The following is a 22,495-nucleotide window of genomic DNA, read 5'->3' as shown; positions in this document are numbered from 1 at the left end:
GCTGGCGGAGCCCGCCGTGTCGTCAGGTGGTGAGCCGATTGTTGCGCGCCCCCGATCAGCCCGTGGACGGACCTACGATCCACTGCGAAGGGGAGGTCCCAAGGGCCGAGCCGCCCTACAGTCGGCGTGTGGATCCGGCAGTGGTCACGCGAATGCGGCTCGCGGCGTCAAACCCTTGGGTCGTCGATGGCGCTCTGGCCGGCGCGCTGTCTGTCGTGGCACAGGTGCAGCTTCCAGGGCATTCGCCTTGGTGGGTGCGGGTCGCGATGCTGGCGACGACGGCAAGCCTGGCTTGGCGCCGGGCGGCGCCGCTGCCAGTTTCGGTAGCGGTGGCAGGGTCGGTCGCCATCATGGGGCTGACCGCGGATCCCCCCTCGGTCTTCGGCGAGTACTTGGCGGTGATGCTCGCCGCGTTCACGGTCGCGGAGTGCTGCCGGCTCCGCGACGCGGCGGCGGGTCTAGGGGTGCTGCTCGCCGGCATCGTCGCCCACGATTGGCGGTCCCAGCAGTTCGGAGGACTGTCGGGATTCGTCAGCGACAGCGCGATTCCCGTCGTCATCTGGCTGGTCGGCCGCGCCGTCCACCTCCAGCGTTCCCGGGCTGACCGGTCTCAGGCACTCATCCAGCAGTTGGAAGTCGAGCGCCAAGAACTTGCCCACGTGGCCGTGGCCGCCGAGCGAGCTCACCTTGCCCGAGAGTTGCATGACGTGGTGACGCACAGCATCAGCCTCATGGTGATCCAGGCGCAGGGCGCCCGTCGGGTGCTCGGCGACAAGCCAGAAGAGGTCAGCACCGCCCTGGAGGTCGTGGAGTCGGCGGGACGCGAGACCCTGACCGAGATGCGACGCCTGTTGGGTCTCCTCCGCGAGGAAGACTCCCTCCCGCGGGCGCCGCAGCCCGGACTCGCTGACCTACCGCACCTCCTCGATCAGGTGCGCTCAGCGGGCCTCCCCGTGACCGTGACGCAATCGGGCACTCCCGGCACGCTGCACCCCGGTATCGACCTCGCGGCATACCGGATCGTGCAGGAGGCCCTCACGAATAGTCTCAAGCATGCGCGGCCAGCCACCGCGAGGGTCGAGATCGCCTGGCAGGCCAACGGAATCGAGGTGAGCGTGACTGACACGGGTGAGGTGAGCGCAAGCGTGGCCCGCGACGGGCGCGGTCTCCTGGGGATGCGCGAGCGTATCGCCGCGTACGGCGGGGAGATCCAGACCGGGCCCGCCGCCTCTGGCGGATTCAGGGTGTGGTGCCGTCTTCCGGGTGAGGTCGGGTCGTGACCATCCGCGTGCTCATCGCAGACGACCAGGAGATGGTGCGAACCGGTTTCCGGATGATCCTGTCCACCGAGCCCGACATGGCGGTGGTGGGCGATGCCAAGGATGGCCGGGAGGCGGTTGCCGCTGCCGCGCGGCACCGGCCCGACGTGGTGCTCATGGACATCCGAATGCCGATCCAGGACGGCCTATCGGCCACACGCGAGATCTGCTCGGGCGCGGCTGACGGTCCCGCGGTGGTCATCCTGACGACCTTCGACGACGACGCATACCTTTACGACGCACTGGCTTCCGGGGCCAGTGGCTTTCTACTCAAGGATGCCTCTGCCGACGATCTGGTCAGTGCCGTTCGCATCGTCGCCAACGGCGGCGCGCTGCTGGCTCCCGCGGTGACCCGTCGCGTGATCGATCGCGCGACGCGTCATCGGACGTCGTCGGACGATTCCTCGGCGGTGTCACGTCTGAGCAAACGTGAGTGCGAGGTCCTGCGGCTCATGGCCGACGGGCTGTCCAATGCCGAGATCGCGCGGACGTTGGTCGTCGGGGAGGCCACCGTCAAGACCCATGTCGCCCGGGTACTCCAGAAGCTCCCAGCGCGTGATCGCGTGCAGGCCGTGATCACCGCCTTCCGGTCTGGGCTGGCCTACGAGCCCCGCTGAGGGATGCCCTTCGGGGGCCCTGGGTCTTGGCCTCCTCGGGGACGAAGATTGCCGGCAGACCCGTCAGACCGCGGACCGCGGTCGTCAGTGGTCGAGTCTCAGTGATCCAATCGCACTGCCGTGGTGGCGGGCGCGCTGAACGCCGTGAGGAACCGATCGCGGAACGCATCCATCCGCCAGGTCGGCGCGCCCTGGCCGGGACGCAGGCCGTCCTGCCAGCCCCAGCCGCCGACCCGCTGAGTCACGGCCGGGTCGTGGGCCACCAGGGTGATCGGCACCCGGTGGCTCGCGCCGGGCCCTGAGACCACCGTCGCGGGTTGGTGGTCGCCGAGCACCACGAGCACGAGGTTGTCGTCATGGACGGATCGCACGAACGACACGAGGCTCTCGAGCGAGTAGGAGATCGACTGTCCGTAGGCCGCGCGCAGCGACGGCGAGTCGCTCCAAGCCTGCGCCTTGGTCCGGGCGTGTGCCTCGATGGTGCCGAACACCCTGCCGTCTCCGACCGACGACCAGTCGACCATCGTCGGGAGCGGAGCCCACGGGAGATGGCTCGTGACGAGGTCGATCTCGGCCATCACCGGACGACGTGACCCGCTCGACAGCTCCCGGTCGGCGAACGCCTTGAGGGTGTACTGGTCCGGCATCGGCGCGTACCCGAACGCCGGCCCGGCATACCCCACGTTGGTGGCGTCGTAGAGCTGGTCGTAACGGTAGAAGGACCGTCCCTGGGGCCAGTCGCCCCGGTCCGCGGGCGAGTCGCCGACCGTGCGCCAACCGGCCCGGCGGAAGGCTGCGCTGAGGGTGAGCCGGTCGGTGCCGACGAGCTGGTCGTAGCGCTGCTGGCTGTCGACCCACACGCCTGCCTGGAGGGTGGAGTGGGCCAGCCAGCTGATGCCCCCGAAGGTCGGCGAGTCGAGCCAGGCGCTGCGTGAGGTATAGCCGGCGGCCCGCAGCTGAGCCGTCCCCTGGTCCAGCGTCGAGGACACGGCCGCCGACTCCGGGGTGCCGGTGACCGCCACCTCGCCGTAGGCCTCCACGAAGACGATGAGGACATCCTTGCCTCGCAACCCGGACACGAGGTCGCCCGGTGGGGTGGTCGCGAACGGGTCGTGTGCGATCGTCTGCGCGAAGACCGCTCGGTCGCGCACCGCGGCGCGCACCTGGCCCACGTGGTCGGCGACCAGCCCGACCGACGGGGTGGCCGCGAGCGGCAGGCCCGGGCCGACCTGGACGTGGGCGACGGCGGCCACGAGCCAGCCGGTCGTCAGGGCTACCAGTGCAACGGTCCAGCCACGTCGGTGCCGGTCGAGCGACGGTCCCAGGTGTCGCACCCCGAGCCGCGCGGACCAGGGCACGCCGCCGAGGACGGCGAGGACGAGCAGCACCGCGCCGACGACGGCCGTCGTCCCGACGGCCCCACCCGCCGAGTCGTGGACCAGACCGCTCGCGTCGCGCAGGTAGGTCCAGTCCGTCACGACGTTGAAGGGTCGGCTGAGCGCGGAGGTGAAGCCGAGGTCGAGGATCTTGACGATCGTCAGCATCGCGAGGACCGCGCCGCCCAGCAGGGCCGCCGCGTCTCGCCAGCGGGCGGGCAGCACGAGGACCACGGCCACCACCAGGACCGGTTCGAGCGGCAGGCGGAGCAGCCAGTCGAGAGGCTTTCCGACGGCGTCTTCCGGCGCCACGAGCACCGCCCACACGACCAGGCCGGTCCCGATGGCTGCCACCACGCCGGCCCGCCGAGCGACGCGGACCCACCTGGACGCCTGGCTCACTCGGGCACCGAGCACTGCCGTCGGGCAGGCCACTGGCGTCGGGCCGATCACTGCCGTCGGGCCGGCCACAGCTCGGCCACCTGCGTCCCGAACGACCAGGCCAGGAGTCCGAGTGCCAGCGCCGCGCAGGCGAGGGAGACGCCGCGCGGCAGCACCTGGGCGGCGGCCACGGTGAGCACGACCCCCTGCAGTGCGGCAACGGCCTTGCGCCAGTAGCGAGGTGGCACGGCACCTGCGAGCCAGGGCGCGGCCCAGGTGGCCACCAGGAAGGCGTAGCGGAACACGCCGATCGCCAGCACCCACCAGCCGATCACCGGGGCGGCCGTCACGCTGAGGACGAGGATGAGGAAGGCGTCCACCTCCAGGTCCATCCGGGCTCCGAGCGGCGTGGCCGTCAGCGTGTGCCGGGCCACCGCACCATCCACCGCATCGAGTGCCAGCGCCACGGCCGCGGTCAGCACCAGCATCGTCAGCTGCCCGGGGTCCGCGAGCCCCCCGGGTGCGACAAGGGACTCTCCGGTCAGCGCCGCGACGACGCAGGCGAGCGTCCCCCGCGTCACGGTGACGTGGTCCGCCGGCCCCAGGCGTCGACCGTGCTCGGCCAGGGCCCGCGTCAGGAGCGTCCATCCGAGGACGGCGCACGCGAGCGCGACCACCACCCCGGCACCGTGCACCTCCGCCGCCCACAGCAGCCCGCCCAAGAGCACCAGCTGGGTGGCGGCGCTGCGAACCGGGAGGCCGGAGTGCACAGGAGGGCGTGAGCGCACTGGAGGTCCTGAAGACACGTTGAGGCCCGGTCGCGCAGGCGCGGCCGACAGGTCCGCGGCGGACGACAGGTCCGGGGCTGGGAACCCGCGCACCACACCTCCCTCTGTCGCAGCGTCTGACCTCTAGACGGAGCATCGCGCACCCGGGTTCACCAGCGTCGACGACTCCCCTGCCGGTCATCGGCCCGCTCGCTAGGGTGGGCTCGTGTCCGCCGCAGCCCGCGCGTTCTGGCTGGCCGAGCCCGGGGTCGGCCAGATCCGGCCTTCGGCGCTTCCCGCGCGTGGACCCGGCGAGGTCCTCGTGCGAACCCTGTGCTCGGGGATCAGCCGCGGCACGGAGACCCTCGTCTTCGGGGGTCGCGTCCCGCAGAGCCAGTATGCCGCGATGCGAGCGCCCTTCCAGGAGGGCGACTTCCCGGGGCCGGTGAAGTACGGCTACCTGAACGTGGGTGTCGTCGAGGAGGGCCCGTCGCACCTCCTCGGCAAGACGGTCTTCTGCCTCTTCCCCCACCAGACCAGGTACGTCGTCCCGGTGGAGGCCGTCGCGGTCGTGCCGGACGGCATACCTCCCGAGCGCGCGGTGCTGGCGGGGACCGTCGAGACGGCGGTCAACGCCCTCTGGGACGCCGCGCCCCTGGTCGGTGACCGGGTCGCGGTGGTGGGCGGCGGCATGGTGGGGTGCTGCGTCGCACGCCTCGTGTCCCGGGTGCCCGGGGTCCGCACGACGCTGGTCGACGTCGACCCGTCGCGTGCCACCATGGCGCAGGCGCTGGGAGTCGACTTCGCCACCCCGGAGGCAGCCGAGCGAGGCAGCGCCGACTTGGTCCTGCACACCAGCGCCACGTCGCAGGGTCTCGAGCTGTCGCTGGACCTGCTCGTCCCTGAGGGCGAGGTGGTCGAGCTCAGCTGGTACGGCGACACCGAGGTGCGGCTCGCCCTCGGCGGCGCCTTCCACTCACGTCGCCTCGGCATCCGCGCCAGCCAGGTCGGGTCCGTGGCGCCGGCGCGACGCTCGCGGCGCACCCCGGCGGCCAGGCTGGCCCTGGCCGTCGAGCTCCTGCGGGACCCTGCGTTCGACGCCCTCGTCACCGGTCGCTCGACCTTCGACGAGCTCCCGGCCGTCATGGCCGGCCTCCACGACGGGAGCCTCCCGGCGATCTGTCACGTCATCACGTACGACGAGGGGTAGACCGTGTTCAGAGTGACCGTGCGGGACCACATGATGATCGCCCACAGCTTCCGCGGCGACGTCTTCGGACCGGCCCAGGCCCTGCACGGGGCCACCTACGTCGTCGATGCGACGTTCCACGGCGAGAGCCTCGACGAGGACGGCATCGTCGTCGACATCGGTCGTGCGGGGGCCCAGCTGCACGAGGTCCTCGCCGACCTGACCTACACAAACCTCGACGACGACCCGACCCTTGCCGGCGCGAACACCACGACCGAGGTCCTGGCCCGCGTGGTCGCCGACCGACTGGCCGACCGTGTCCACGCCGGTGAGCTCGGCGACTCGGCCCGACGTGTCAGTGCCATCACCGTGACCCTGTCCGAGTCACCGGTGGCATGGGCGAGCTACGAGCGGACCCTGTGACCACCGTGCACGTCGTCCTCCCGGACACCGTTACCGACCCTGCTCGGCCCAGCGGTGGCAACACCTATGACCGCAGGGTCTGTTCGGAGCTCTCGGGGCTCGGCTGGTCGGTGCGCGTCCACCTCGTGCCAGGACCCTGGCCACACCCCGGCGCACGCAGCGAAGCCGCGCTCGCCGCCGGGCTCGCCGCCCTGCCACGGGACGCCGTCGTCCTGCTCGACGGACTCGTCGCGTCGTGGACACCCGAGGTCGTCGTGCCAGAGGCGGCGCGCCTCAGGGTGGTGGTGCTCGTGCACCTGCCCCTGGGGCACCCCACGTCGTGGCAGTCGCGCGAGCCCGAACGCGCGGAACGGGAACGGGCTGTCCTCACGGCGTCAGCGGCGGTCCTGGCCACCAGCGAGTGGACGAGGCGCTGGCTGCTGGACCACTACGACCTGCACCCGGACCGCGTGCACGTGGCCGCGCCGGGGGTCGACCTGGCCATCCCGGCCACCGGTAGCGAGTCCGGTAGCGAGCTGCTCTGCGTCGCGGCCGTGGTCCCAGCCAAGGGTCACCGCGAGCTGCTGGACGCCCTGGCGACCCTGGGCGACCGTTCGTGGCGACTCGTCTGCGCAGGGTCGCTGGACCTCGACCCCGATCACGTCGCGTCCCTGCGAGTGCGGTGCCACGACGCGGAGATCGCCGACCGGGTCACCTTCGTCGGCCCGCTCACCGGCCGCGACCTGGACGATGCGTATGCCGCGGCCGACGTGCTCGTGCACCCGTCGCGGATGGAGACGTACGGCCTCGTCGCCACGGAGGCGCTGGCCCGCGGCCTCCCGGTCATCGCGACCTCCGTGGGAGGCATCGCCGAGGCGCTGGGCACGGCTCCGGACGGCACCACGCCGGGCCTGCTCGTGCCACCGACCGCGGCGAGCGAAGGCGCGGCGGACGTCGGCGCGGCGGACGGGCTGGGCCGGGCGCTGCGGTGCTGGCTCGAGGACGCAGGGCTGCGCGAGCGACTGCGCACGGCTGCCACGGCGCGCCGGACCACCTTGTCGCCGTGGTCGACCACGGCAACGCAGGTCGCCGCCGTGCTCACCCGGGTGGCGGCATGACCCTCGCCGTCGGCAGCCCCTACGTCCGCGGGGCATCCTGGCCCACCACGTGCCGGCGGCAGGCACTGAACCGCGGCCACGCGGCCTACGTCATGGTCGGTGGAGGTCCCGGGAAGGAGGCACCCGTCTTGGCCATGACCGCAGGTCGGTTCGCCGTGTCGCGGGCGGCGGGTCCCCTATCAGCGCTGGCACGGCGCGCCGGCGCGTCACCGCTGACGCCTCGGCTCGGCGCTGTGGCCGTCCTGGGCTTCCTCGGGTGGCGGCTGGGTTTCGGCCCGTCCCTGCACGCCCTCGCAGCCATCGACGGGTGGTCCCTCGGGACGGCGATGGCGCTCACCGCGCTGACGACCCTGTGCTGCGCCTGGCGGTGGAGCCTGGTCGCCGCCGGACTCGGCGCCACCGTCCCGCTGCCCCGCGCGGTGGCGGCCTGCTATCGCTCCCAGTTCCTCAACACGGCGACCCCCGGTGGGGTCCTCGGGGATGTGCACCGCGGGGTGCGCCACGGGCGTCAGCACGGCGACACGGGTGCTGGCGTCCGGTCCGTGTTCTGGGAGCGCACCGCGGGCCAGGTCGTGCAGGGAGCGATGGCCTTGGCGGTGCTCACCCTGCTCCCGTCTCCCGTGCGACCGTTCCTGACGTGGGCGTGGCTGACGATGGCCGTGGTGGTGTGCGTCCTCGTCGGGTGGCTCGCCGCCCGGCGGTCGGCGGGACGCCCGCCGAGTGCGCTGGCCGCCAGGATCCTGGCCGAATGCCGTCGTGGCTTGGGTGTGCGGCGCACCTGGCCGTGGGTCGCGCTGGCTTCGGCACTGGCCGTGACGGGGCACGTCGCCACCTTCCTCGTGGCGGCCCGCACCGCTGGGGCCACGGCGCCGACAGCACAGCTCGTGCCCCTCGCCTTCGTGGTGCTCGTGTCCATGGGCGTGCCCCTGAACGTCGCCGGGTGGGGACCGCGCGAGGGCGTCGCCGCATGGGCCTTCGGGGCCGCCGGACTCGGCGCGGGAGCCGGCCTGTCGACCGCGGTGGTCTACGGCGTGCTGGTGTTCGCTGCCAGCCTGCCGGGGGCAGTCCTGCTGCTCGTCGCGCGATCGGGGCGCGCTCGACGCGCTGGACGCGCTGAAGGGGCTCGGCGCGCTGAAGGGGCTCGGCGCGCTGAAGGGGATCGGCTCGCTCGGCCCGCTCGGGCCAGGGACTCGGTTGCCGTGGAGCAGGCCCGTGCCTGAGCGGCCATACACCCTGCTCAGCTGCAGCATCTCCCTCGATGGGTACCTCGACAGCGCCTCAGCGGGGCGCCTGCGGCTGTCGAACGACGCCGACTTCGACCGCGTCGACGCCGAGCGGGCGGCCAGTGACGCCATCCTCGTCGGCGCCGGCACGATCCGCGAGGACGACCCCCGGCTGCTCGTGCGTTCCGCGCAGCGGCGGGCGCAGCGCGTGGCCCGCGGTTGTCCACCGTCGCCGGTCAAGGTGACGGTGACCAGGGGTGGACGCCTGGACCCGGACGCCGCGTTCTTCCGCCTGGGCGACGGCGAGAAGCTCGTCTACTGCCCCAGCCCGACGGCGGACGCCGTTCGACGAGGGCTGGGCGGCCTGGCCACGGTCGTCGATGGCGGTGAGCCGGTCACGGTTCGCGGGGTCGCCGAGGACCTCCACGTCCGCGGTGTGCAGCGACTCATGGTCGAGGGCGGAGGGTCGGTGCTCACGCAGTTCCTTGCGCAGGACCTCGCCGACGAGCTCCAGCTCGTGGTCGCACCCGTCTTCGTCGGCGATTCCCGGGCGCAGCGTTTCGTGGGGGACGGCGGTTTCCCGTGGTCGGACGGGCACCGGGCACCACTCGCCGAGGTTCGCAAGATCGGCGACGTCGCCCTGCTGCGCTACGCCCTGTCCGCGCGGTTCCGCCCGGACCCGTCGGACGGGCAGCACCGACCCCGATGACCCGCGGCGTCGCTGGCACACTGCGTCCATGACGTCCTGGTCCATCCAAGCCCTGGGCTGGGCAGGTTCAGCCCTGCTCATCTTCTCCCTGCTCCAGCAGCGGGTGCTGCGCTTCCGGGTGCTCAACCTCACGGCGAGCTGCACGCTGGTGCTGTTCAACGCGATGCTGCACGTCTGGCCGATGGTCGGCATGAACACCGTCACGGCCGGCATCAACGTCTGGATGATCATCAAGCTGCTGCGCGAACGCGGCGACGACTCGGTCTACGAGGTGGTGGCTGTCGGTCCCGACGAGTCCTTCCTGCAGCACTTCCTCAAGGTCCAGGGCAAGGACATCGCCCGGTACTTCCCGCAGTTCGACCCTGCCGACCTGCGCAGCGGCCGCAGCGCCTACCTCGTCGAGCGGGGCAACGAGACCGTCGGGGTGGTCATCGTCCGGGATGCCGGCGACGGCGTGGCGCAGGTGGAGCTCGACTACGTGACCCCTCGCTTCCGCGACTTCTCCCCCGGCGAGTTCGTCTACCGCGGCAGCGGGATGTTCCGGGGCAAGGGGATCCGGCGGATCGTGACGCCACCCGGCATGGTCAACCCGTACTACGCGCGCCTCGGTTTCCGCGAGGAAGGTGACCACTGGGTCGCCGACCTGGCCTGACCTGGCCAGGCGCGCCGTCCGGCGCACCCCACAGGCACCACGAAGGCCCGGTCGCGAACGACCGGGCCTCGAGGCTGAACTGGCGTGTGAACACCGCGGTGGTGGAGGTGGCGGGAATTGAACCCGCGTCCACTGACGGGAATCCAGGACTTCTCCGGGTGCAGTGCGCTAAGGATTTTCTCGGCCCCAGTGCTCGCACGCACACGTCCACTGACAGGCCCAGTTGAGTAAGAGTCCCGCGCAGCCCCCCAACATGACTACGCAGCAAGTTCTCTAGCTGACGCCAGACACTGAGACGAGAACTAGCTCAGGCTGACGGACTTCGGAGCTCGCTCAGGCGGCGAGGGCGAAGTCGGTGCGCTTGGAATCGGCACCTATTGGTTTGCCAGGAGCGTTAACGAGATAACCAGGCATCCTCGACCCGCTTCCCCTGAAATGCCGACCAATGTCGAAACCGATCACCCCCGTGCTCCTGCGGGTGCAGGGGTGTTCACACGTCCACTGTTCAGTTGGTGTTGCTGTCGACCAGCCTACAGTCCAACAGCGACAGGCCCGCACGCATTTCCCGGCGGCCCCGCTAGACCACCGTGGTCAGGCCTCCTGCGCCACGAAGTCGTCCCGCGCGGCGAGGATCGTGCCGACATGCGTCTCGGCCCAGTCCGTGAGCACGGCGATCGGTCCCCCGAGCGACACCCCGAGCTCGGTGAGGGCATAGTCCACCCGCGGCGGTACCTGAGCGAAGACGGTGCGGGTGAGCAGGCCGTCACGCTCCATCGCGCGCAGCGTCTGGGTGAGCACCTTGGGCGCCACCCCACCGACGCGGGCCCGCAGCTCGGTGAACCGCAGCGGACCGCGCGCGAGCGCGCCGATCACGAGCACGGTCCACTTGTCGCCGATCCGGTCCAGCACCACGCGCGTGGGGCAGTCAGGGTCGAACGCGTTGCCTCGTCCCCCAGTCGGGGACGACAGGTCCGGAGGCGACAGGATGCCGCCGAGCTTCTTGGTAACCATGAGGTACTTATAGCACGTTGAAGTGCTCAGTTACCAATGGTTACTGTTACCCGACCAGAGACATCCACGGAAAGGCACCACCATGAAGATCGCCCTGTTCGGCGCCAGCGGCATGATCGGCTCGCGCATCGCGGCCGAGGCTCTGTCGCGCGGCCACGAGGCCACCGGCTACACGCGCAGCGGCTCCCCGCTGCCCGACGGCACCGTCACCACCACGGGCGACCTCGCCGACGAGACGGTCGTCAAGGAGGCTGCCACCGGCCACGACGTCATCGTGTCGGCGACAGGTCCGAGCCGCACCGGCGGGAGCCACGAGCCGTGGCTGGCCGCGGTCCAGAACCTCGTCGAGCACGCCAGCGGCGCACGGGTGCTCTTCGTCGGCGGCGCCGGGTCGCTCCTCACCGCCGGCGGCACGCGCCTGCTCGACTCCCCTGGCTTCCCCCGCGAGTACCTCGCCGAGGCCCGCGCCGGAGCCGCCGCGCTCGACCTCTTCCGCTCGGCGCCGGCCGACCTGGACTGGACGTTCTTCTCCCCTGCGCCGGTCATCGCGCCCGGCGCGCGCACCGGCTCCTACACCGTGGCGCTGGACACCCCCGCGGGTGAGTCGATCAGCGCCGAGGACTACGCGGTGGCCCTCGTCGACGAGCTTGAGCGCCCGCAGCACCGTCGGCAGCGCTTCACCGCCGCCAGCTGAACCCGCCGAGGTGACCCGGCGGCATACGAGCAGGTATGCCGCCGGGCCAGTCGCCGTTCGTCCGCATGGCGGGCGAGCCGTCTCACGAGTCGGGACCTGAATAGGATCGGGGGACGCTGCCCGTCCCCCCACCGGCCCCCGTCACCCCGGGTGCCGACCCCTGGAGGTCAAGTGTTCAGCAAGGTCCTGGTTGCCAACCGTGGAGAGATCGCGGTGCGGGCGTTCCGCGCCGCGACCGAGCTCAACGCAAAGACGGTCGCAGTCTTCCCCTACGAGGACCGCAAGTCCGAACACGTCCTCAAGGCCGACGAGGCCTACCAGATCGGCGACGAGGGCCACCCGGTCCGGGCCTACCTCGACCCCGAGGGCATCGTCCGGACCGCAGTCGAGGCCGGCGCCGACGCCGTCTACCCCGGCTACGGGTTCCTGTCCGAGAACCCCGACCTCGCCGAGGCCTGTGTCGAAGCGGGCGTGACCTTCGTCGGGCCACCCGCGTCGGTCCTGCACCTGACCGGCAACAAGGCCCGCGCCATCGCCGCCGCCAAGAAGGCTGGCCTGCCCACGCTCCAGAGCGCCGAGCCGAGCACGGACATCGACGCCCTCGTCGCGGCCGCCGACACCATCGGGTTCCCCATCTTCGCGAAGGCCGTCGCGGGCGGCGGCGGCCGCGGGATGCGGCGGGTGGAGCGTCGCGAGGACCTGCGCGAGTCGCTCGAGGCGTGCATGCGCGAGGCCGAGTCCGCGTTCGGCGACCCGACCGTCTTCCTCGAGCAGGCCGTCGTCAGCCCCCGGCACATCGAGGTGCAGATCCTCGCCGACGCCGCGGGCAACGTGATCCACCTGTTCGAGCGCGACTGCTCGGTGCAGCGGCGGCACCAGAAGGTCGTCGAGATCGCCCCCGCCCCGAACCTCGACCCCGAGCTGCGCGAACGCATGTGCGCCCACGCCGTCGCGTTCGCCAAGCAGATCGGCTACGTCAACGCGGGGACGGTCGAGTTCCTGCTCGCCCCCGACGGCAGCTACGTCTTCATCGAGATGAACCCGCGGATCCAGGTCGAGCACACCGTCACCGAGGAGATCACCGACGTCGACCTGGTCAGCTCCCAGCTGCGCATCGCCAGCGGGGAGACTCTGGAGGACCTTGGCCTGTCCCAGGAGACGTTGCAGATCCGCGGTGCGGCGCTGCAGTGCCGCATCACCACCGAGGACCCCGCCAACGAGTTCCGGCCCGACACCGGCCGGATCACGACCTACCGCTCGGCGGGCGGCGCGGGGGTGCGGCTGGACGGCGGGACGATCTTCGTCGGGGCAGAGATCGGCGCCCACTTCGACTCGATGCTGGTCAAGCTGACCTGTCGGGGCCGCGACTTCCCCACGGCTGTGCGCCGGGCCAGGCGTGCGCTCGCGGAGTTCCGGATCCGCGGGGTCTCGACCAACATCCCGTTCCTCCAGGCGCTGCTCGAGGAGCCCGACTTCCAGTCCGGGCGGCTGACGACGGCGTTCATCGACGAGCGCCCCGACCTGCGGACCGCGCGCGTCCCCGCCGACCGCGGCACCAAGCTGCTCACCTACCTCGCGGACGTCACCGTCAACCAGCCGCACGGACCGGGTCGGACGCGGGTCTCGCCGCGCTCCAAGCTGCCGCCGATCGACCGCACGAGTCCCCCACCGCCCGGCGCCCGCGACCGGCTCCTGCTGCACGGCCCGCAGGCCTTCGCCGAGGCGTTGCGCGCCCAGGAGGCGGTGGGTGTCACCGAGACGACCTTCCGGGACGCCCACCAGTCGCTGCTCGCAACCCGGGTCCGCACCCGCGACCTGATGCACGTCGCCCCGCACGTGGCCCGGCTGACGCCGCAGCTGCTCTCGGTCGAGGCGTGGGGTGGCGCGACGTACGACGTGGCGCTGCGCTTCCTGGCCGAGGACCCGTGGGACCGCCTCTCGCAGCTGCGCGACGCGATGCCCAACCTGCCGCTGCAGATGCTCCTGCGGGGCCGCAACACCGTCGGCTACACGCCGTACCCCACGCAGGTCACCGACGCGTTCGTCACGGAGGCGGCCCGCACCGGCATCGACATCTTCCGGATCTTCGACGCGCTCAACGACGTGGACCAGATGCGGCCCGCGATCGAGGCCGTCCGGGCCACCGGCACCGCCGTCGCCGAGGTGGCGCTGTGCTACACCGGCGACCTCACCAGCCCCGGCGAGAAGCTCTACACCCTGGACTACTACCTGAGGCTGGCCGAGCAGATCGCCGACGCCGGCGCGCACGTCATCGCCATCAAGGACATGGCCGGGTTGCTGCGCGCCCCGGCGGCACGCACCCTCGTCACGGCGCTGCGCGAACGGTTCGACCAGCCCGTCCACCTGCACACCCACGACACCGCCGGCGGTCAGCTGGCCACCCTGCTGGCCGCGATCGACGCCGGGGTCGACGCGGTCGACGTCGCGAGCGCCGCGATGGCCGGCACCACCTCCCAGCCGCCGATGTCGAGCCTGGTCGCGGCCACCGACGGCACCGCGCGGGCCACCGGCCTGGACCTCGGGGCCGTCAACGACCTCGAGCCCTACTGGGAGGCCGTGCGGCAGCTGTACTTCCCCTTCGAGTCGGGGCTCCCCTCACCCACGGGTCGCGTCTACACCCACGAGATCCCGGGGGGCCAGCTCTCGAACCTGCGCCAGCAGGCCATCGCCCTGGGCCTCGGTGACCACTTCGAGGAGGTCGAGGACATGTATGCCGCGGCGAACCGCATCCTCGGCAACATCGTCAAGGTCACCCCGAGCAGCAAGGTCGTGGGAGACCTCGCCCTCGCGCTGGTGGGCGCCAAGGCCGACCCCGCCGACTTCGAGGCCAACCCGACCAAGTACGACATCCCCGACTCGGTCATCGGCTTCCTGTCCGGCGAGCTCGGCGACCCGCCCGGCGGCTGGCCGGAGCCGTTCCGCACCAAGGCCCTGGAGGGTCGCACGACCAAGGCCCGGGTCACCGAGCTGAGCGAGGAGGACAGCGAGGCGCTCGCGGCGAGCCCCCGGCACACCCTCAACCGGCTGCTGTTCCCCGGGCCGACCCAGGAGTTCGAGCAGTCGCGCGACGCGTACTCCGACCTCGCCGTCCTCGGCACGCGCGAGTTCCTGCACGGGATCGAGGTCGGCTTCGAGCACGAGATCGACCTCGAGCCCGGCAAGCGGCTGCTGATCGGCCTGCAGTCCGTCTCCGACGCCGACGACCGCGGCATGCGCACCGTGATGTTCACGATGGGCGGTCAGCTGCGCCCCGTCCAGGTGCGCGACGAGCGGATCGCGGTGGACGTCAAGGCCGCCGAGAAGGCCGACCCGTCCGACAAGGGCCAGATCGCGGCGCCGTTCGCGGGGGTGGTGAGCCTGGCCGTCCAGGAGGGCGCGAGCGTCGAGGCCGGTGCCGTCGTGGCCACGATCGAGGCGATGAAGATGGAGGCCAACATCACCGCCCCGGTCGCCGGGTCGGTGCAGCGCCTCGCCATCGGATCGCAGCAGCAGGTGGAGGGTGGCGACCTCCTGCTCGTGCTCGGCTAGTGCTGATCCCACCCTCGGCACGACCCTGACCTGCGCAGATGTCGATTCCGGGTTACCGTCGAGGTGCGTGGTCAAGAAGCGGCTGCGTCATATGAGCACCACCCACAGAGATCGCACCCAACCGAGAGGGAGCCCATCATGGGACTGGATGACAAGCTCGACAACGCCATGGACAAGGCCGCCGGCGAGGCCAAGGAAGCCACCGGCAAGGCGACCGACAACGAGCGCCTCGAGGCCGAGGGCAAGGCCGACCAGGCCGGCGCCGACCTCAAGCAGGCTGGCGAGAAGGTCAAGGACGCCGTCACGGACTGACCCCCTGCTCAGGTATGCCGCGCGCGATCCGTTCGCGCGCGGCATACCTGTGCGTGGGGCTTGGTTCGCTGGGCTGGGTTCGTTGAGCTGGTTGGTGCGGTTACCCCCGCCTGGCGCGTGCAGCGAACTCGTCGAGCGCCGTGATGACGTCCTTGGCCAGGTACACGATGTTGCGCTGGATGCCGCTGGCCTTCTCCACGATCCCGGCTTCCATGAGCTGCCGTATCGCGTTGTCCGCGGCGGGCTGGGAGACGTTCGTGTGGTCCTGGATCAGCGCGGAGGTGATCGCGGGCTGGCTGATGAGGACTGGCAGAACCCGCCAGACGACGGCGTGCCTGCGCATGGTCAGGCGCGCCGTCCAGTCCTGATGGGCAGTGTTCAGGTCCTTGGCCAGGAGGCGTCCGTTGTCGACGGCGGAGAAAGACGCTTGCGCAAACCGTTCGACGATGGGACTGGGGTCGCCCTGCCTGTAGGCGGTGAGCGCGTCGAAGTAGGCGTCCGTGTCGTTGAGGAGTCCGGCGGAGACGGGCAGCGTTGTCTGTGTGGTTGCGCCGCCACCCTTGAGGAGGGCGTGCACGAGCGCCCGTCCGGTGCGGCCGTTGCCGTCGTTGAACGGGTGGATCGTCTCGAACTGGGCGTGGGCCAGGGCGGCTTGGGTCAGGAGTGGGATGTCGGTCCGTGCGGTGAATGCGCACAGGTCGTCGATGCTGGCCCTGACCCGGTCATGGTGCGGTGGGACGAACATGGCGCCGTGCGGGGTGGGTGATGCTCCGACCCACACCTGCTCGTCACGGAACCGGCCCGGGTTCGCGTGGTCCTGGCCACGCATGAGGGCCTCGTGGATGTCCAGGATCGTGTCTGGGGTGACCTTGTCGGCGAGGGCGACGGCTCGGTTCATGGCGTCGACATTCGCGGCGACGAGCGTGGCGTTGCTGCCGTGCTTTGCGATCCCGATCTCCGCCAGCGCGAGAGCGCGCGCTCCAGCGGTGATGTTCTCGATCTGTGACGAGGACGCTGACTCGGTGCGCAGAAGCACGGACGACAAGGGGGCGAACTCGCCATCGGGGAACATCATCGACAGTTCGGCGTCGAACCGTGCGATCGCGTCGCGGGCGTCGTCCGCCTCGGCTGCGACCTGGGCGTCGATCGCAAATGTCATGGTCGCGATGTCTGCGGGGACCGCGGCCTTGTACGTGCTGGTGATCCTGGCGCGCTGCGTGCGGGACAGGCGCTGAGACGCGTCCGACTTCCAGGGCACGTCGTCCCAAGTCAGCGTCAGCGCGGCCGTTGCAGTCACCCCATTACCCTTTCCTCGGTCAGCCCTTAGATAAGGTTACACGAGAAACCCTATCTTCGGCGTTGCCTTGGACAGGGTTCCGCAGGGGCTACCAGGAACCGCCCGAGCTCCCGCCGCCGCCACCGCCGGAGAAGCCGCCGCCCCCGCTGAACCCCGAGCCGCCCGAGCTGCCCGGGGTGCTGGTGAACGTCCCGCCCGCCGTCGTGGCGAAGGAGTCCATGTCCGCGGCGATGCCGTCGTAGTCGAAGGGACCTGCGCCGAGGTACCACAAGGGAGGAGCCAGGCTGTGACCTGCCGCGGCCGCGGACTCGGCGACCTGCCGGAACGTGGCGGCCCACTGCGAGACCACGCCGAACACGATGGCGTAGGGCAGGTACCGGCTGAAGATGTCCTGCGCCTCCTCCCACTTGATCTGGTTGGCCTCCGCCGTCACCAGGTACTGCTTGAAGCCCTCCGACTGGGCGTTGACCGCGCTGCCCTCGGCGGTGCGGGCGGCCATCCGGCGACCCAGGAACACGACGATGCCCCCGGCGAGGACCGCGCCCGCGACCAGCACGAAGCCCGGCGGGACCGGCGAGCCGGTGCCCGCTCCCAGCCGGGAGAGCGGCCCTCCGGCCCAGGCCGCCGCGAACACCGCCCCGAGCACGATGGCACCACCGAGACCCGTCCAGGTCCCGCGCTGGCTGGCGGGCGACCGGCGGAACCACCCGCGCCGCACGACCTCGTCGTACATCAGCTCCTGGACCCGCTGGAGCGTGGGCTTGAAAGTGTTCTTCAGGCTGGACAGCGTCCGCGTCGGGGCGTCGTCGAACAGACCAGCGAGGAGCGCCTCCTCGTACGGCAGGAGCGGTGTCTGGGCCTCTTGAGCCGTGGGCGTGGTGCGGGTGAGGCGCCAGTCCTTGCCGCGCAGGAAGCCGCCCTCCTCCTCCGCGATGGTCAGGTAGCCCCTGGCCGCCAGGTCGATGATCGTGGCCGAGACGTCGATCGTGTTGGCGACCTCGTCGATGACCGTGCCGACCAGCCCCGGCTGGACGCCGTCCGGCGGGGTGAAGCGGACCGTCACCGGCCCCGAACGGCCCCTCACGACCTGGCCGTCCTGTCCGACCCCCGGGGTCAGCCCCGGCACCAGCCCGGCAAACTGCTCGTCGCGTCCGCGCGTGTAGACCAGGGTGCCCATCAGCCCGGCCGCGAGCAGGGGCAGCGTCACCCCCGCCCCGAGTGACAGCAGCCCGAGGGCCTTGGAGGTGCCCGAGGTGACGACCGTGCCGTCCCCGGACACCTGGCCCTGGTGCAGGACCGGCTCGAGCGAGCCGAAGTCGGCGATCGGCAGCGAGGCCAGGATCGAGACCCCCCGCCCCTTGCCCGCTTCGGGGGCGCTGAACTGGGCACTCGGGCCGGGGGTCGCGGTGCAGCGCTGCGTCGACCCGAACTCGCCGATGAAGCACTCGGCCCGGTCGATCGGACTCGCCCCGGTGACCGTGGCGCTGACGTCCTGGTAGGTGTTGTCGTCGGACGCCGAAACCAGGTTGTAGTAGAGCTCGGCGTGGTCGGGGAAGCCGTTGACGTAGGAGCCGAGGTGGTAGCGCACGACGTAGGTCTGGGTGCCACTCACCGTCTGGTCGGGCCGCCCGACCCGGATCCGCACCGAGGACCCGTCGGTGGCGTCGTCGACCGACACGTCAGCCGGTGCCCCTGACGGAGAGGTGGCCGAGACGTCGGAGATGGGGTACTCGCGGTAGGTGTCCGGGCGGTCCTGGTAGCCGGTCCGCACCGTGACGAACCGCTCGATCCCGTGGCGGACCTCGCCGTCCGGGAAGTGCCAGGTGATGTGCTCGGCGACGTCCACCGAGCCGTCGTGGTTGACCCTGATGTCGACGTGGAACCGGGTGGCCAGGTCGTCGCTCGCCGCGGCCTGCGCGCTCCCCCCGGCCAGCACCATGGCCGCGAAGGCGAGCAGCAGGGCCAGCCCGGCGCCCGCGGCATACCGGTGCGTCCCCCCGCGCCCCCGCATGGTCTAGCGCCCGTTGCCCGAGGCTCGACGCGCCTGGCTGAGGGCGCGCTGGGTGTCCCTGGTGTCCTGACGCTCGCGCAGGGCGTGACGCTTGTCGTACTGCCGCTTGCCCTTGGCGATCGCGATCTCGACCTTCGCGTGGCCGTCCTTGAAGTACAGCTGGAGCGGCACGATGGTGTGCCCGGTCTCAGACGACTTCTTCATGATCTTGGCGAGCTCGGCGCGATGCAGCAGCAGCTTGCGACGCCGGCGCGGGGTGTGGTTGGTCCAGTTGCCGTTGACGTACTCGGGGATGTGCACGCCTTCGAGCCACAGCTCGTCACCGCGGAAGGTGCCGTAGCCGTCGATCAGCGACGCGCGCCCCATCCGCAGCGACTTCACCTCCGTGCCCATGAGCACGATGCCGGCCTCGAAGGTGTCCTCGATGAGGTAGTCGTGGCGCGCCTTCTTGTTGCTCGCCACCACCTTGCGACCCTGTTCCTTGGCCACTGCCCGTCCACGTCCTTCGATCTGCTGCTCCTCGCTGGTCGGGTGCCGACCAGCGAGGCAACGCTACCTGCCCGACGGGGTGTGCCCACCAGTGGATTTGCTCCCGGCGCCGACGGGTGCGACCTCGCCGTGGCGTGGGGCCCGTCCCGTCACAGCCAGCGGCGCGGGTCCCTGGGTATGCCGTCCTCGTAGGTCTCGAAGTGCAGGTGGCACCCGGTGGACTCACCGCTCGTGCCGACGTAGCCGATGATCTCCCCGCGGGAGACGCTGCCACTCTGCACGACATACCGGCTCATGTGGTTGTAGGTGGTGACCAGGTCGACCCCGCGGACGATGCCGTGGTCGATCATGATGCGGTTGCCGTAGCCACCGGTCCATCCCGCCGAGATGATCGTGCCGCTCGCGGCGGCGCGGATCGGGGTGCCGCAGTCGGCCGCGAAGTCGCGCCCGGCGTGCAGCCGCCAGTAGTGCAGGATCGGGTGGTAGCGCATGCCGAACTCGGAGGAGATCCACCCGTCCGACGGGCGGGAAAGGAATCCGCTCGAGGACGTGATCTGGGGTGGCACCCGCTGGCCGGCACGGCGCAGGGCGGCGGCGCGCGCCGCTGCGGCTGCTTTCGCGGCCCTGGCGCGCGCGATCAGCACACTCTGAAGCCTGGCCTGCTCCTTCTGTGCGGCGTCGAGCTGGGCCTGTTCGGCCTTCATCTGGGCCGCGAGGTTCGTGGACTGGGCGACCTGCTGGGCTGCGAGCACGTCCAGCGCCTGCTTGGCTGCGGCCGCCGCGGCCCGGGCCTGCTGGGCCTTCGCCAGTGCGGCCTCCGCCTGCTTCTTCGCGGCCTCGACCTGGACCTGGAGCGCCTTGATGTGGGCTTCCTGGGCGGTCGCGGTGGCCCTGGCTGTGGCCAGTCGGGACAGCGACTGGTTCTGCACGTCCATGAGCGTGTCGTTCATCGCGATGCGGTTGGCGAAGTCGTCGGGCGTGGTCGCGCTCAGGGCCACCGACAGCTGGCCCATCCCCTGGTCCTGGTAGAGCTGGGAGGCGAAGCGGGCCACGCGGGTCCGGCTCTGGGCGAGCTTGGAGCGGGTGGCCGTGAGCTCGTCGACGGCCCGCGCCTCGTTGGCTCGTGCGACGTCGAGCTGGACGGCCATCTCGTCGTTGTAGGTGTCCGCCTTCGACACGGCGGCGATGGCGCTGTCCAGGGCTGCCTGCGCGACCGGCAGGGCTGCCTGGGTGCGCCGCAGGGCGATGTAGGCGTCCTTGAGGTTGCTCGAGGTGTCCTCGAGCGCGCCCTTGAGGGCCTCGATCTCCTTGTCCACCTGCTTCTTGGCCTGGTTGGGGTCGGTGGTCCCGGGGGCCGCGGCACTGAGCGACGGCGACACGCCCGGAGCAGCCACCGACGGCGTCGCGACACCGAGGGAACAGGCCACGGCCAGCCCGAGGGCCGTCAGGCGGACACGATGAGACGCGTGACGACGCCGGAAGATTGCGCTCATAGGCCACATTGGTAACACACACCACACCTGTTTCTAGGGATCCCCGCCGTGAGTCCTCCGATGGACCGGGATGGGCGCCGGTCAGGCCCCGCGGCGGCGCCGCTCGGGGCCGGCTGCGTCCGCCGGTCAGACGCGCAGGTAGCGGCGCAGCGTGGCCCAGGAGGTCAGCACCGACACGACCAGCATGAAGCCGACGAGCCACGGGGCGATGAACCAGATGTCGGTCGTGCCGACCAGCGGAGCGTCCTGCAGGACCGCCGAGACGCGGGGCAGCAAGGAGTCGGCAGTCACCCACAGCCCGGCGATGGCCAGACCGGTGCCGGTGAGCGCTGCCAGGACCGTCTCCATGACGAAGGGCAGCCGGATGGTGAAGTTCGAGGCGCCGACCAGCTTCATGATGCCGGTCTCGCGTCGCCTGCTGAAGGCGGCCTGCCGGATGGTGGTCGCCATCAGCAGGACCGAGCACAGCACCATCAGACCTGCGAGGAACAGGGACCCGATGGTCACCACGTTCATCACGGTGAAGAGCTTGTCGAGCGTCTTCTGCTGGTCCTGCACCCGCCCGACGCCCGGTGCGCCCTGGAAGGCGCTCACGACGACGTCGTACTTCTTGGGATCGCTGAGCTGGACGCGGAAGTTCTGCGGGATGTCGCCGACCTGCAGGTAGTCCGACAGCGGGGAGTTGCGGTACTGCTCCTTGAACCGGTCGAAGGCCTGCTGCTCGGACTCGTAGTAGACGTTCTTGACGAGCGGCTTCATCTGGTCGAGCTGGGCCTTCAGCGCGTTCCGCTGCTCCACCGTCACGGCCTTGCCGCCGCAGTTGACGTCGAGCGAGTCCTTGCCGCACATGAAGATCGAGACCTGGATGCGGTCGTACCAGTAGCCCTTGAGGGTGTTGACCTGTCCCTGGGCGAGGAACCCGATGCCCATGAGGTAGACCGACACCATCGTCACCAGCATCACCGACACGGCGATGGACAGGTTCCGGCGCAGGCCGATCGCGATCTCGCTGAGCATGAACTGCAGTCGCATGGGGGTGGGTCTCCAGTGCTTTCCGGGGGCCGTGCTGGCTGGCGTCGGGTCAGGTCTGTCAGGGGTGAGGCGGGGGGCGAGCCGGACGGTCAGCTGCCGCTGCCGTAGACGCCCTTGTTCTCGTCGCGGACGATGTGGCCGTTCTTGAGCTCGACGACCCGCTTGCGCAGCTGGTCGACGATGTCGTCGTCGTGCGTGGCCATCACGATCGTGGTGCCGGTCCGGTTGATCCGGTCGAGCAGTCGCACGATGTCCAGGCTCGTGGTCGGGTCGAGGTTTCCGGTGGGCTCGTCGCACAGCAGGATCGGCGGCTTGTTGACGAAGGCCCGCGCGATCGCCACGCGCTGCTGCTCACCACCGGACAGCTCGTGCGGGAGCCGCTTCTCCTTGCCCTCGAGCCCGACCATCTCCAGGGTCTCCGGCACGACCTGCCGGATGGCGTGCCCGGAGCGCCCGAGCACCTGCAGGGCGAAGGCGACGTTCTGGTAGACGGTCTTGTTCGGCAGCAGCCTGAAGTCCTGGAACACCGTCCCGATCTCGCGCCGCAGCCGGGGCACCTTGCGGTGCGGCAGGCTGCCGACCTCCTGGCCGGCGACGAGCACGCTGCCCTGCGAGACGCCCTCCTCCTTGAGGACCAGGCGCAACAACGTGGACTTGCCGGACCCGGAGGCCCCGACCACGAAGACGAACTCGCCGCGCTCGATCTCGAGGTTGATGTCGCTGAGCGCCGGTCGGGTGGACCGGGCGTAGACCTTGCTGACGTTCTCGAAACGGATCATGCGCGCGAGGTGAGCCTTACGGGGAGAACGAATGGGACGGCATACAGGTCGATGCGCGCTCCCGCGCACGACCCA

The 22,495-nt window shown here is 70.9% G+C and carries 20 protein-coding genes and 1 other RNA gene; 11 read left to right on the top strand and 10 right to left on the bottom strand.

What is annotated here, in order from left to right; translation table 11 throughout:
- Positions 1-128 precede the first annotated feature (128 nt).
- A complete protein-coding gene (locus BJ986_RS16675; protein WP_179422178.1) occupies positions 129-1,280 on the top strand; it encodes a histidine kinase in 1,152 nt (383 codons plus the stop codon).
- A complete protein-coding gene (locus BJ986_RS11920; RefSeq protein ID WP_179422177.1) occupies positions 1,277-1,936 on the top strand; it encodes a response regulator in 660 nt (219 codons plus the stop codon). Before BJ986_RS16675 ends, BJ986_RS11920 begins: the two co-directional genes overlap by 4 nt.
- A 98-nt stretch (positions 1,937-2,034) precedes the next feature.
- Here the strand turns inward: BJ986_RS11920 and BJ986_RS11915 are convergent, their stop codons facing one another.
- Both BJ986_RS11915 and BJ986_RS11910 read right to left on the bottom strand, forming a co-directional pair.
- A complete protein-coding gene (locus BJ986_RS11915) occupies positions 2,035-3,714 on the bottom strand; it encodes an alkaline phosphatase family protein (RefSeq protein WP_179422176.1) in 1,680 nt (559 codons plus the stop codon).
- A 47-nt stretch (positions 3,715-3,761) separates the two neighbouring features.
- Entirely contained in the window at positions 3,762-4,481 is a 720-nt protein-coding gene (locus tag BJ986_RS11910; protein ID WP_179422175.1) for a CDP-alcohol phosphatidyltransferase family protein, read from the bottom strand.
- Between the two features lie 205 nt (positions 4,482-4,686).
- Here BJ986_RS11910 and BJ986_RS11905 point away from each other — a divergent pair, with 205 nt between their 5' ends.
- Genes BJ986_RS11905 through BJ986_RS11880 form a run of 6 tightly spaced genes read left to right on the top strand, consistent with a single transcriptional unit; the run spans position 4,687 to position 9,753 of the window.
- Positions 4,687-5,670: a zinc-binding alcohol dehydrogenase gene (locus BJ986_RS11905; protein WP_179422174.1), complete on the top strand. Its 984-nt coding sequence runs from the start codon at positions 4,687-4,689 to the stop codon at positions 5,668-5,670.
- 3 nt (positions 5,671-5,673) lie between these two features.
- On the top strand, positions 5,674-6,072 hold the full coding sequence (locus BJ986_RS11900) for a 6-carboxytetrahydropterin synthase (protein WP_179422173.1): 399 nt from the start codon (positions 5,674-5,676) through the stop codon (positions 6,070-6,072).
- Positions 6,069-7,169 carry a glycosyltransferase family 4 protein gene (locus tag BJ986_RS11895; RefSeq protein WP_337795213.1) on the top strand — a complete coding sequence of 367 codons (1,101 nt, stop codon included), beginning with the start codon at positions 6,069-6,071 and terminating at the stop codon, positions 7,167-7,169. The genes BJ986_RS11900 and BJ986_RS11895 overlap by 4 nt, the downstream gene beginning before the upstream one ends.
- On the top strand, positions 7,166-8,389 hold the full coding sequence (locus BJ986_RS11890; protein ID WP_238338089.1) for a lysylphosphatidylglycerol synthase transmembrane domain-containing protein: 1,224 nt from the start codon (positions 7,166-7,168) through the stop codon (positions 8,387-8,389). Before BJ986_RS11895 ends, BJ986_RS11890 begins: the two co-directional genes overlap by 4 nt.
- On the top strand, positions 8,382-9,101 hold the full coding sequence (locus BJ986_RS11885) for a dihydrofolate reductase family protein (protein WP_179422171.1): 720 nt from the start codon (positions 8,382-8,384) through the stop codon (positions 9,099-9,101). Before BJ986_RS11890 ends, BJ986_RS11885 begins: the two co-directional genes overlap by 8 nt.
- 28 nt (positions 9,102-9,129) lie before the next feature.
- Positions 9,130-9,753, top strand: coding sequence for a hypothetical protein (locus BJ986_RS11880; RefSeq protein ID WP_179422170.1), 624 nt, complete (start codon positions 9,130-9,132; stop codon positions 9,751-9,753).
- 99 nt (positions 9,754-9,852) lie between these two features.
- Here the strand turns inward: BJ986_RS11880 and ssrA are convergent.
- Both ssrA and BJ986_RS11870 read right to left on the bottom strand, forming a co-directional pair.
- Positions 9,853-10,219, bottom strand: a transfer-messenger RNA (tmRNA) gene (ssrA, locus tag BJ986_RS11875).
- A gap of 125 nt (positions 10,220-10,344) precedes the next feature.
- Positions 10,345-10,764: a winged helix-turn-helix transcriptional regulator gene (locus BJ986_RS11870; RefSeq protein WP_179422169.1), complete on the bottom strand. Its 420-nt coding sequence runs from the start codon at positions 10,762-10,764 to the stop codon at positions 10,345-10,347.
- Positions 10,765-10,846: 82 nt separating this feature from the next.
- Between BJ986_RS11870 and BJ986_RS11865 the strand changes: the two genes are divergently transcribed.
- The 3 genes from BJ986_RS11865 (at position 10,847) to BJ986_RS11855 (ending at position 15,319) form a co-directional block, all read left to right on the top strand.
- Positions 10,847-11,458, top strand: coding sequence for an NAD(P)-dependent oxidoreductase (locus BJ986_RS11865; protein ID WP_179422168.1), 612 nt, complete (start codon positions 10,847-10,849; stop codon positions 11,456-11,458).
- Between the two features lie 171 nt (positions 11,459-11,629).
- Positions 11,630-15,007, top strand: a complete 3,378-nt coding sequence (locus BJ986_RS11860) for a pyruvate carboxylase (protein ID WP_179422167.1) — start codon at positions 11,630-11,632, stop codon at positions 15,005-15,007.
- Positions 15,008-15,145: 138 nt separating this feature from the next.
- Entirely contained in the window at positions 15,146-15,319 is a 174-nt protein-coding gene (locus BJ986_RS11855) for a CsbD family protein (protein ID WP_179422166.1), read from the top strand.
- Positions 15,320-15,419: 100 nt separating this feature from the next.
- Here the strand turns inward: BJ986_RS11855 and BJ986_RS16670 are convergent, their stop codons facing one another.
- The 6 genes from BJ986_RS16670 to ftsE all read right to left on the bottom strand — a co-directional run bounded on the left by BJ986_RS16670 (position 15,420) and on the right by ftsE (position 22,420).
- Positions 15,420-16,616 carry a Fic family protein gene (locus BJ986_RS16670; protein WP_179422165.1) on the bottom strand — a complete coding sequence of 399 codons (1,197 nt, stop codon included), beginning with the start codon at positions 16,614-16,616 and terminating at the stop codon, positions 15,420-15,422.
- A gap of 88 nt (positions 16,617-16,704) precedes the next feature.
- Positions 16,705-18,627, bottom strand: a complete 1,923-nt coding sequence (locus BJ986_RS11845; protein ID WP_179422164.1) for a DUF2207 domain-containing protein — start codon at positions 18,625-18,627, stop codon at positions 16,705-16,707.
- Positions 18,628-18,630: 3 nt separating this feature from the next.
- On the bottom strand, positions 18,631-19,116 hold the full coding sequence (gene smpB / locus BJ986_RS11840; RefSeq protein ID WP_179422163.1) for an SsrA-binding protein SmpB: 486 nt from the start codon (positions 19,114-19,116) through the stop codon (positions 18,631-18,633).
- 149 nt (positions 19,117-19,265) lie between these two features.
- Positions 19,266-20,609, bottom strand: a complete 1,344-nt coding sequence (locus tag BJ986_RS11835) for a M23 family metallopeptidase (protein ID WP_179422162.1) — start codon at positions 20,607-20,609, stop codon at positions 19,266-19,268.
- A 126-nt stretch (positions 20,610-20,735) separates the two neighbouring features.
- Complete coding sequence (ftsX, locus tag BJ986_RS11830) at positions 20,736-21,641, bottom strand: permease-like cell division protein FtsX (RefSeq protein WP_179422161.1); 906 nt, start codon at positions 21,639-21,641, stop codon at positions 20,736-20,738.
- Positions 21,642-21,730: 89 nt separating this feature from the next.
- Positions 21,731-22,420, bottom strand: coding sequence for a cell division ATP-binding protein FtsE (gene ftsE / locus BJ986_RS11825; RefSeq protein ID WP_179422160.1), 690 nt, complete (start codon positions 22,418-22,420; stop codon positions 21,731-21,733).
- Between the last annotated feature and the right edge of the window lie 75 nt (positions 22,421-22,495).

Origin of the sequence: Pedococcus badiiscoriae (assembly GCF_013408925.1) — a bacterium.
Classification (GTDB): Bacteria; Actinomycetota; Actinomycetes; order Actinomycetales; family Dermatophilaceae; genus Pedococcus; species Pedococcus badiiscoriae.
Note: the sequence above shows the minus strand (reverse complement) of the source record. Positions and strands in the feature narration are given on the sequence as shown.